Annotated in this window: 10 protein-coding genes and 1 pseudogene; 7 read left to right on the top strand and 4 right to left on the bottom strand. The window is 72.4% G+C overall.

Features of this window, described 5'->3' with window-relative positions:
- Window positions 1-373, bottom strand: a pseudogene (locus GT042_RS34095) (CDP-alcohol phosphatidyltransferase family protein); the annotation flags it as partial.
- 309 nt (window positions 374-682) lie between these two features.
- Here GT042_RS34095 and galE point away from each other — a divergent pair.
- The 3 genes from galE to idi all read left to right on the top strand — a co-directional run bounded on the left by galE (window position 683) and on the right by idi (window position 3,521).
- Entirely contained in the window at window positions 683-1,666 is a 984-nt protein-coding gene (galE, locus tag GT042_RS34090; RefSeq protein ID WP_161312557.1) for a UDP-glucose 4-epimerase GalE, read from the top strand.
- 188 nt (window positions 1,667-1,854) lie between these two features.
- Window positions 1,855-2,796, top strand: coding sequence for a cation diffusion facilitator family transporter (locus tag GT042_RS34085; protein ID WP_161312556.1), 942 nt, complete (start codon window positions 1,855-1,857; stop codon window positions 2,794-2,796).
- A gap of 110 nt (window positions 2,797-2,906) precedes the next feature.
- The gene (idi, locus tag GT042_RS34080; protein WP_161312555.1) at window positions 2,907-3,521 is read left to right on the top strand and encodes an isopentenyl-diphosphate Delta-isomerase; all 615 of its coding nucleotides are present in this window, start codon (window positions 2,907-2,909) and stop codon (window positions 3,519-3,521) included.
- Here idi and GT042_RS34075 read toward each other — a convergent pair.
- On the bottom strand, window positions 3,496-3,999 hold the full coding sequence (locus tag GT042_RS34075; protein ID WP_161312558.1) for an ATP-binding protein: 504 nt from the start codon (window positions 3,997-3,999) through the stop codon (window positions 3,496-3,498). The genes idi and GT042_RS34075 overlap by 26 nt on opposite strands.
- Window positions 4,000-4,294: 295 nt before the next feature.
- On the opposite strand from GT042_RS34075, the gene GT042_RS34070 reads away from it, so the two are divergent.
- Entirely contained in the window at window positions 4,295-5,062 is a 768-nt protein-coding gene (locus GT042_RS34070) for an enoyl-CoA hydratase/isomerase family protein (protein ID WP_161312554.1), read from the top strand.
- On the opposite strand, the gene GT042_RS34065 is transcribed toward GT042_RS34070, so the two are convergent.
- Both GT042_RS34065 and GT042_RS34060 read right to left on the bottom strand, forming a co-directional pair.
- Window positions 5,043-5,690 carry a DJ-1/PfpI family protein gene (locus GT042_RS34065; protein WP_161312553.1) on the bottom strand — a complete coding sequence of 216 codons (648 nt, stop codon included), beginning with the start codon at window positions 5,688-5,690 and terminating at the stop codon, window positions 5,043-5,045. The two genes, GT042_RS34070 and GT042_RS34065, sit on opposite strands and share 20 nt — an antisense overlap.
- Before the next feature lie 89 nt (window positions 5,691-5,779).
- The gene (locus GT042_RS34060) at window positions 5,780-6,787 is read right to left on the bottom strand and encodes a GlxA family transcriptional regulator (RefSeq protein ID WP_161312552.1); all 1,008 of its coding nucleotides are present in this window, start codon (window positions 6,785-6,787) and stop codon (window positions 5,780-5,782) included.
- Between the two features lie 112 nt (window positions 6,788-6,899).
- Here GT042_RS34060 and GT042_RS34055 point away from each other — a divergent pair, with 112 nt between their 5' ends.
- From GT042_RS34055 to GT042_RS34050, 3 genes are all read left to right on the top strand, one after another.
- Window positions 6,900-7,763, top strand: a complete 864-nt coding sequence (locus tag GT042_RS34055) for a hypothetical protein (protein ID WP_161312551.1) — start codon at window positions 6,900-6,902, stop codon at window positions 7,761-7,763.
- Between the two features lie 107 nt (window positions 7,764-7,870).
- Window positions 7,871-7,990, top strand: a complete 120-nt coding sequence (locus tag GT042_RS40000; protein ID WP_345944023.1) for an LPFR motif small protein — start codon at window positions 7,871-7,873, stop codon at window positions 7,988-7,990.
- Between the two features lie 142 nt (window positions 7,991-8,132).
- Window positions 8,133-10,481, top strand: coding sequence for a Tex family protein (locus GT042_RS34050; RefSeq protein ID WP_161312550.1), 2,349 nt, complete (start codon window positions 8,133-8,135; stop codon window positions 10,479-10,481).
- Window positions 10,482-10,543: the final 62 nt, after the last annotated feature.

Genomic DNA, 10,543 nt, shown 5'->3' with positions numbered 1-10,543 from the left:
CGGCGGAGGAGAGCTGGGTGGTCCCGGCGGTGCCTGCCGTGTGGTCGGCGGCGGCCGGGGACAGCGCGGCGCTCCGCTCGACGGCGCCGGTGGCGCGTACCAGCGCGGTACGGGCCTCGGGCTGCGCGGTGAGCGCGCCGGTCACGGCGGCGAGCGGGAAGCGGGGGTCGGTCAGCGCGAGGCGCAGGGCGTGGAGATGGCCGACGAAGCGGGGGTCGACGAGGGCGACACGCTCGGCCGGCGGGACCTCGGCGATCAGGCTGACCGTTTCGGCCGTGCTGGTGGCGGTGCGTACGTCGAATCCCAGCGACCGCAGATCGTGCGCGAGCGACGATCCGGGTACCGGGAGACCGGTGAGGATGGCGGTCGACAGACGAACTCACTCCTTGGCACTGATCAGGGTTGGTGCGCGGCGACCAGGGCCTGTCCTGCGACAGGCCCGTGCCCCGGGATTCCGGGGGGCGACACGTCGGCAGAGGCTATCGGATGAACGGAAGCCTGAGTTCACCGGGCGTTTACGCACAGGACGCCATGGTCTGAACGGGGTCCCGGGCGGAGATCATCATTGTCGATCACCGCGCCGCCCACAAACCGCCGCCGGGCCGAGGCCGCTGCCGTACGACCCCGGCCGGCTCCGCCGTACGGACCCCGGCGGCCGGGCGGCAGCCCTTAGGGTGGCGGCATGACGTGGCTGATCACAGGTGGGGCGGGCTATATCGGGGCGCACGTGGCGCGGGCCATGAGCGGGGCGGGCGAGCGGGTGGTGGTGCTCGACGATCTGTCGACGGGCGTCGCCGGGCGGCTGCCTGCGGAGATTCCGCTGGTACGGGGCTCGCTGCTGGACCGGGATGCGGTGGACGGGGTCCTGGCGGAGCACGAGGTCACCGGTGTGGTGCATCTGGCGGCGAAGAAGCAGGTCGGCGAGTCCGTGGAGCAGCCGCTGCGCTACTACTGGGAGAACCTGCACGGCCTGACGGTGCTGCTCGACGCGGTCGTCGCGGCCGGGGTGGGGCGCTTCCTGTTCTCCTCGTCCGCCGCCGTGTACGGCGTACCGGATGTGGAGTTGATCACGGAGGAGACGCCGGCCGTCCCGATCAACCCGTACGGCGAGACGAAGCTCGCGGGCGAGTGGCTGGTGCGGGCGACGGGGAAGGCGCACGGGATCGCCACCGGCTGTCTGCGCTATTTCAACGTGGCGGGTGCCGCGCGGCCCGAGCTGGCGGATACCGGGGTGTTCAACATCATTCCGATGTTCTTCGACCGGATCAGCCGAGGGGAGGCGCCCCGTGTCTTCGGCGACGACTACCCGACGCCGGACGGCACGGGCGTCCGGGACTACATCCATGTGGCGGATCTCGCCGACGCGCATCTCGCGGCGGCCCGGCGGCTGGCGGAGCGGCCCGGCGCGGGTGATCTGACCCTGAACATCGGACGCGGGGTCGGCGTCTCCGTACGGGAACTCGCCGACCTGGTCGCGGAGGTCACCGGCCACCGGACACCTCCGGTGATCGAGGCCCGGCGCCCCGGGGACGCGGCGAAGGCCGTGGCCTCGGTGGAGCTGATCGCGCGCGAGCTGGGCTGGACGGCCACCCGTGACGTACGGGACATGGTCGCGTCGGCGTGGGAGGGCTGGCAGGCGCAGCACCGCCCCGCGCCCGTCGGATGACGTGGCCGGCGCTCTGACCTGCGTGCTTCCGCGCCCTTCCGGCGGATCACCCCGGCGGCCGTCCGGTGGGCCGTTTTCGCAGGTCAGAGCATATGACAACGGTGTTCAGTCCCGTGTTGTCGGATACCCCCCGTCCGTAGTTCACTGACGTGGTCGGCACTTCACCGAGACGACCGGGAGGCGTCCCCATGGGGGCAGGGCACGACCACGGCCACACGCACGGAGGACCACCGCCGACCGGGACGGCCGCGGCGGCGTACCAGGGACGGCTGCGGATCGCCCTGGGCATCACGCTGTCCGTGATGGTCGTGGAGATCATCGGTGGCATCGCGGCCGACTCGCTCGCCCTGGTCGCCGACGCCGCGCACATGGCGACGGACGCGGTCGGCCTCGGCCTGGCGCTGCTGGCGATCCACTTCGCGGCCCGGCCCGCCGACACCAGCCGTACCTTCGGCTACGCGCGGGCGGAGATCCTCGCCGCGCTGGCCAACTGCCTCCTGCTGCTGGGGGTCGGCGGCTATCTGCTGTACGAGGCGATCGAGCGGTTCATCGTGCCGCCGGACACGCGGGGCGGTCTGGCGATCGTCTTCGCGCTGATCGGCATGGCCGCCAACCTGGTGTCCCTCTCCCTGCTGGTGCGTGGGCAGAAGGAGAGCCTCAACGTGCGCGGGGCCTATCTGGAGGTGCTCGCCGACACGCTCGGCTCGTTCACCGTGCTCGTGTCGTCCGTGATCATCCTGACCACGGGGTGGCAGACCGCCGACCCGATCGCGGGCCTGCTGATCGGTCTGATGATCGTCCCGCGTACGGTGAAGCTCCTCAGAGAGACGCTCAACGTGCTGCTGGAGGCGGCGCCCAGGAATGTCGACATGGCGGAGGTACGGGCCCACATGCTCGCGCTGCCCGGTGTGGCCGACGTCCACGACCTGCACGTCTGGACGATCACCTCGGGCATGCCGGTGCTCTCCGCCCACGTGGTGGTGGACCAGGACGCGCTGGACTCGGTGGGGCACGAGAAGATGCTGCACGACCTCCAGGGATGCCTCGGGACCCACTTCGACGTGGAGCACTGCACGTTCCAGCTGGAACCCCGGGGACACGCCGAGCACGAGGCGAAACTCTGCCACTGAGGCGCTCGGCCGGCCGGCCGGGCGAACAGACATGCCCACACGTTCGAAGTGCGGACACGGGGCTTTTGTACGGCAGACTTGGGGCTCGAGGCCCGAAGCGAAGGATGGTTATGCCGACCACACCAGTCACTGAGGCGAGCAGCTCGCCGAACGGGGTACCGGACTCGTCGAACGGGGTACCAGAGCCAATCCTGCTGGAGCTGGTCGACGAGCTCGGCCGGACCATCGGCACCGCCGAGAAGCTCTCCGCCCACCAGCCGCCCGGGAAGCTGCACCGGGCGTTCTCCGTCTTCCTCTTCGACGAGCAGGGCCGACTGCTCATCCAGCGCCGCGCGCTCGGCAAGTACCACTCCCCCGGTGTCTGGTCGAACACCTGCTGCGGGCACCCGTACCCGGGCGAGGCGCCGTTCGCCGCCGCCGCCCGGCGGACCTACGAGGAGCTGGGCATCTCGCCGTCGCTGCTCGCCGAGGCCGGCACGGTCCGCTACAACCACCCCGACCCGGACTCCGGGCTGGTGGAGCAGGAGTACAACCACCTCTTCGTCGGCATGGCGCAGGCGCCGCCGCTGCCCGACCCGGAAGAGGTCGGCGAGACGGTGTTCGTCACCCCCGCGGAGCTGACGAAACGTCACGACGAGGCGCGCTTCTCCGCGTGGTTCATGAGCGTGCTGGACGCGGCGCGCCCGGCGATCAGAGAGCTCACAGGGCCGGCCGGGGGCTGGTGACACCCTCCCGGAGCGGGGGATCGTCGAGCGGTGACCTGAGGGGAAGCGCCGCCCAGATGATCTTCCCGCCACCGGCGGTCTGCTCCATGTCGAAGCCGCCGCCCGCCTCCCGCACGATCTCCCGTACGAGGAGCAGCCCGCGCCCGCCGGTCTGCGCGTAGTCGGTCTCCAGCGCCTTCGGGCGGTAGGGGTGGTTGTCCTCCACCGACACCCGGATCCACTCCGCCTCGATCGCCACCTCGACGGCCAGCTCGGGCGAGAGCAGGGCCGCGTGCCGTACGGCGTTGGTGACCAGCTCGGAGACGATCAGCAGCACCCCCTGGACGACGTCGTCCCTGACCGGCACGCCCTGGCGCTTCAGCAGATCGCGTACGGCATGCCGGGCCTGCGGCACGGAGACGTCGACGGTGGGAGCGGTGAACCGCCACACTCCTTCGTACGACAGCGGCCGGGCCGGAACACTCCCGCGGCTCTCCACCATCCTGTGGCACCCACCCTCGGCTTGACCGGCTGTGTCCGCCGGCGACGTCCAACGGATACCGAGTCTTGGGAACGGGCAGGTCCCGCCCGGCCTACTGAACAGAAGTCAGCCGTTATTGATGGTGTCCGATCACCTTGTTGCGGACACGTCGGACATCCGACCGGCTCTGATCGTCCCGTGCCGTGTTTCGTCGGTTGGGTGAGGGCTGTCTGGAGGGGCGGTGGGACTTGTATGTGGGGCTCGTGAGGACGGTCCTCAGGGGCGCTCGCGCGCCCCGGATACGATCCGGCGCATGGAGCCCCAGCTGCTGCACAGCGTCGCGGACGGCATCGCGACCGTCGTCATCCGCCATCCGGCCAAGCGCAACGCGATGACGGCCCGGATGTGGCGGGACCTGCCACCGCTGCTCGGGCGGCTCGCCCCGGACCCCGCCGTACGGGCGCTGGTACTGACCGGCGAGGGCGCGCACTTCTGCGCGGGCGCGGACATCTCCACGCTCCGGGAGCCCGGTGAGGACGCGCGGTCGCTCGCGGTGGCTGCGGAGGACGCGCTGGCGGCCTTCCCCAAGCCGACCCTGGCCGCCGTACGAGGGTCGTGCGTCGGCGGGGGCTGCCAGATGGCCGCCGCGTGCGACCTGCGGTTCGCGGAGGAGGGGGCGCGGTTCGGGGTGACGCCGGCCCGGCTCGGGATCGTGTACGCGGCCTCCTCCACGCGGCGGTTGGCGTCCCTGGTGGGTCCGGCGACGGCCAAGTACCTGCTGTTCTCGGCCGAGTTGATCGACACGGAACGGGCGCTGCGCACCGGCCTCGTGGACGAGGTGCTGCCGGCGGGCGAACTGGACGCGCGGGTGGCGGAGTTCGCCCGGGTGCTGGTCTCGCGCTCGCAGCTGACCCAGGCGGCGGCGAAGGAGTTCGCCGCCGGCCCGGACGAGCGTGCGGCGTACGGGGAGGAGCGTGACGCGTACTGGACGGAGCAGGCGCGCGGCAGCGGCGACACCGCGGAGGGGGTCGCCGCCTTCCTGGAACGGCGTGAGCCGCGGTTCAGCTGGACGGCGCCGTGACCGGGGGCCGCCACTCCGCCCGGAACTCCGCGACGAGGTCGGCGGGTGCCTTATCGGGCGATCCCGCGTCGTAGGGCGGCTGCGGGTCGTACTCGGTCATCAGCTGTACGGACTGGGCGACCCGGTCGCCCGCGATCCGCCCGAGCAGGCTCAGGCCCATGTCGATGCCGGACGAGACGCCGGCGGCTGTGACGTACTTGCCGTCGAAGACGACCCGCTCGCCGGTCGGTTCTGCCCCCAGGCCCGCGAGCCGGTCGAGCGAGAGCCAGTGGGTGGTGGCGCGCCGTCCGGTGAGCAGCCCGGCGGCGGCGAGCAGGAGGGAGCCGGTGCAGACGGAGGTGGTCCAGGTGGTGGTGGCGTCCACGGCCCGCAACCAGCCGAGGACGGCCTCGTTCTCCATCTGCGCGCCCTGGCCGGGCCCGCCGGGCACCACGACGACGTCGGGGCGGGTCACCTCGGTGAGTGTCCGCTCGGCGACGAGCGAAAGTCCGCCCCGGTCGTTGACCACCGGTCCGGCGCGCTCGGCGACGAAGACGGTCCGGGCGCCGGGGGTCCGGCAGAGGATCTCGTAGGGGCCGACGGCGTCGAGGGCGGTGAACCGGTCGAAGAGCAGGATCGCGATCTGCATGGGGGCCTTCCGGTGGTGGGGCGTGGTGGGGCGTCAGGTGACGGTCGTCAGGTACGGGTTGTCCGGTACGGGTCGTCAGGTACGGGGCGTCAGGTACGGGGCGGGGTCGGGTCGGCGGCGGGTTCGTCGGGTGCCGGGGCCGGGTGCGGCCGGAAGCGGCGGCGGTACTCCGCCGGGGACGTGCCCAGGGACTTCACGAAGGCCCGGCGCATCGCCTCCGGGGTGCCGTAGCCGCTCGCCCGGGAGATCTCCTCGATCCCGCCGGCGCTGTCCTCCAGCAGCATCCGCGCGTGTTCGAGCCGGACGCGGTCCACGTACCGGCCGGGCGTGGTGCCCGTCTCCGCGCGGAAGGCGCGGGCGAAGTGGCGGGGCGAGAGCCGCGCCCGCCCGGCCAGGGACTCGACGGACAGATCGCCGCCTGGGTGTTCCCCGATCCACGCCTGGACGTCACGCAGCGGGCCGCGCTGGGCGGTCTGGGCCGCGAGCCGGGCGCTGAACTGCGCCTGGTTGCCGGGCCGTCGCAGGAACACCACCAGATGACGGGCGACGGTCAGCGCGGCGTCCCGCCCGAGATCCTCCTCGACCAGGGCCAGGGCCAGATCGATGCCCGACGTCACCCCGGCGGAGGTGGACACCCGCCCGTCCCGTACGAAGATCGGGTCCGGATCCACGTCCACGGCCGGATACTTCCGCGACAGCAGGTCGGTCGCCACCCAGTGGGTGGTCGCCCGGCGCCCGTCGAGCAGTCCCGCCTCCGCGAGGAGCAGGGCGCCGGTGCAGACCGACACCAGCCGCTCGGCGCGCGGCGCGTTCTCCCGTAACCACGCGACCAGTCGCGGATCGGGCGCGCGGGTGCCCGATCCGCCCGGCACGAGCAGGGTGTGCGGCGCGGCGGCCGCGTCGAGCGCGGTGTCGGGGACGATCGCCAGCCCGCTGGACGTGCGGACCGGGCCGCCGTCCAGGGAGGCCGTACGGATGCGGTACGCGTCCGGGTCGCCGGTGAAGCGCGCGGCCCCGGCGAACACCTCCACCGGACCCGTCACGTCGAGGCTCTGCACCTCGTCGAAGAGGACGACCAGCACGGATCGCTCTGTCATGCCGGCCATCCTTCCGCCCGGCGGAGGATGGCCGCAATGACGAGTACCCCTCCTTTCCTGCCATCGGGGCCGTACGCGCCACCCCGTACCGACCGGTCAGTAATATAGGGACATGACCACTCTGCCCGAGCGGGCCGCCCGACGCTGTTACGCCGCCCTGAACCCGGTCCACTCGACCCTGTACTTCTCCCCCGACCTCGGGCGCGAGTTCACCCAGGAGGGGGTCCGGGACTCCGACGCCATCTACTTCGCCGCCCGCGCGGCGCCCCTCGGCCGGGTCGGCGCGGGTGTGGTCGCCGCGACCTTCTACAACTTCAACCACGAGCTGATCGCCCGTCACGTGCCCGCCGTCTGGGACACCCTCTCCCCGCAGGCCGCCCTCGACGCCCGGCTGCGGGCCGTCGACTCGCTGCTGCGCCGGCTCCTCGGCGAGGAGACCGTCGCGTCCGAGGAGATGGCCGAGGCGGCGGAACTGGCGCTGCGGGCCGCCGAGGGGTGCACGCGCCAGGCCCGCCCGCTGTACGCGGCCAACGCCGACCTGCCCGTACCGGACGCGCCGCACCTGGCGTACTGGCACGCCACCACCCTGCTGCGGGAGTACCGCGGCGACGGCCACCTGGCCGCTCTGGTGGCCTCGGGCCTGGACCCCGTGGAGGCGCTGGTCAGCCACACCGCGAGCGGCCGGGGCATGGCGCCGAAGTGGGCCATCTCCACCCGGGGCTGGACCTCCGGGGAGTGGGAGGCGGCCCGGGGGCGGCTGCGCGAGCGTGGTCTGCTCGCGGCCGACGGGGAGCTGACGCAGGCCGGGGCGGACCTGCGCAAGGCCCTGGAGGACGAGACGAACCGCCTGGACGTGGCGCCCTACGAAAAGCTGGGCGCGGCGGGGGTGGCCCGTCTCACCGAGCTGGCCGGCGGCTTCACGGGCACCGCGGTCGCGGCCGGCGCGTTCCCGGCGGACCTCATAGGCAAGCACTGACCGGCCGTTTACACCGCCCGAAGCGGGACACCCGAGAGGACAGTGACCGACCGCGTCACGTTCGATCCCGCGGTCGGCGGCCCGACGACCGACAGCAGGAGGCCCCCGTGTTCCGTGCCATCGCCGACGTACTCCGCTCGATCGGCTCGACGATCGCCTCCGTGGTGACCCTGCCCTTCCGCGCGCTCGCGCGGCTCTTCGGCGGCGCCTCCCGCGGGCACGCCTGACCCGCCCCACCACTCGCCGGCCCGGTCCCGATCCGCTCTCGGGACCGGGCCGGCGGCTGTCAGGACCGCCGGTCGCGCCCCTCCCTGTCACAGCCACCTGCCACAATGCAGACGGCGGACCACAGAACAGCGGAGCGTGATCGTGACGACGTCCATCGAAGGCAGGATCGCCGAGGAAATCGGCGTACGGGAGCGACAGGTGAGGGCGGCCGTCGAGCTGCTCGACGGCGGGTCGACCGTGCCGTTCATCGCTCGCTACCGCAAGGAAGCGACCGAGATGCTCGACGACACGCAGCTGCGCACCCTGGAGGAGCGGCTGCGCTACCTGCGCGAGCTGGAGGAGCGGCGGACGGCGATCCTGGAGTCCGTACGGGACCAGGGGAAGCTCGACGCGGCCCTGGAGGCGCGGATCCGGGGAGCCGACACCAAGGCGCGCCTGGAGGACATCTACCTGCCGTTCAAGCCCAAGCGGCGCACGAAGGCGCAGATCGCCCGGGAGGCCGGTCTCGGGCCGCTCGCCGAGGGGCTGCTGACGGACCCTTCGGTGGACCCGCTGGCGGCGGCCGCGGCGTTCGTGGACGCCGAGAAGGGCGTCGCCGATCCGGCCGCCGCGCTGGAGGGCGCGCGCTCGATCCTCACGGAGCGGTTCTCCGAGGACGCCGACCTGATCGGCGAGGCGCGTGAGCGGATGTGGGCCAAGGGGCGGCTGACCGCGAAGGTGCGGGCGGGCAAGGAGGAGGCCGGCGCGAAGTTCGCCGACTACTTCGACTTCGCCGAGCCGTTCACCGCGCTGCCCTCGCACCGCGTGCTGGCGATGCTCCGGGGCGAGAAGGAGGACATCCTCGACCTGTCCCTGGAGCCCGAGGAGCCCTCGGACCTGCCGGGCCCGACGATGTACGAGAACATGATCGCGCGCCGCTTCGGTGTCGCCGACCGGGGGCGCCCCGGTGACAAGTGGCTCGCGGACACCGTGCGGTGGGCCTGGCGCACCCGGATCCTCGTGCACCTCGGGATCGACCTGCGGCTCCGGCTGCGGACGGCAGCCGAGGACGAGGCGGTCCGGGTCTTCGCGGCGAACCTGCGCGACCTGCTCCTCGCGGCGCCGGCGGGGACGCGTGCGACGCTCGGCCTCGACCCCGGGTTCCGTACCGGCGTGAAGGTCGCCGTCGTGGACGCGACGGGCAAGGTCGTCGCCATCGACACGATCTACCCGCACGTGCCGGCGAACAAGTGGGACGAGTCCCTGGCGAAGCTCGCGCGGCTCGCGAAGGAGCACGCGGTCGACCTGATCGCCATCGGCAACGGCACGGCGTCCCGCGAGACGGACAAGCTCGCGACCGAGCTGATCGCGGCGCATCCGGAGCTGAACCTCACGAAGGTGATGGTCTCGGAGGCGGGCGCCTCCGTGTACTCCGCGTCGGCGTTCGCCTCCCAGGAGCTGCCCGACCTGGACGTGTCGATCCGGGGCGCCGTCTCGATCGCGCGGCGGCTCCAGGACCCGCTCGCCGAGCTGGTGAAGATCGACCCCAAGTCGATCGGTGTCGGCCAGTACCAGCACGACCTGTCCGAGGTGAAGCTGTCCCGCTCGCTGGACACGGTGGTGGAGGACTGTGTGAACGGGGTGGGCGTCGACGTCAACACCGCGTCCACGCCGCTGCTCGCCCGGGTCTCCGGCATCAGCGCGGGCCTCGCGGAGAACATCGTGGCCCACCGCGACGCGCACGGGCCCTTCCGGTCCCGGCGGGCCCTCAAGGACGTCGCCAGGCTGGGCCCCAAGGCGTACGAGCAGTGCGCGGGCTTCCTGCGGATCCGCGACGGCGACGATCCGCTCGACGCGTCGTCGGTCCACCCGGAGGCGTACCCGGTCGTCCGCGCGATGGTGAAGTCGGCGGGCAGCGAGGTCGCGTCGCTCATCGGCAACACGACGGTGCTGCGGTCGCTGAAGCCGGCGGACTTCGTGAACGACTCCTTCGGGCTGCCGACCGTGACGGACATCCTGCGCGAGCTGGAGAAGCCGGGGCGGGACCCGCGTCCGGCGTTCAAAACGGCGACGTTCAAGGACGGCGTCGAGAAGCTCGCCGACCTTGAGCCGGGCATGATCCTGGAGGGCGTGGTGACGAACGTCGCGGCGTTCGGGGCGTTTGTGGATGTGGGGGTGCATCAGGATGGGCTGGTGCATGTGTCCGCGATGTCGCGGACGTTCGTGAAGGATCCGCGGGACGTGGTGAAGCCGGGGGACGTGGTGCGGGTGAAGGTGCAGGAGGTGGACCTTCCGCGTAAGCGGATCTCGTTGACGCTGCGGCTCGACGACGACCCTGCGGTGCCGAAGCCGGAGCGGAAGTCCGCGCCTCGCCAGCGGGGCGGCCGCCCCAGCACGCCTTCGCCTTCGCCTGCGGCGCGCGGGCGTCAGGGGGGCGGGGCGGTGGGGGCGGCGCCGGTGAACAGCGCGATGGCTGACGCGTTGCGGCGGGCGGGCCTTGGCGAGGGGTAGCCTGCGCCCCGGTGTCCGTTGCGGTTCGTTTTGTCCTCAATCGCCGGACGGGCTTGGTTTTG

The sequence above is a fragment of the Streptomyces sp. SID3212 genome (assembly GCF_009865405.1).
In the GTDB taxonomy this organism is placed as follows: domain Bacteria; phylum Actinomycetota; class Actinomycetes; order Streptomycetales; family Streptomycetaceae; genus Streptomyces.
This window is presented reverse-complemented; position numbering and strand designations above follow the sequence as displayed.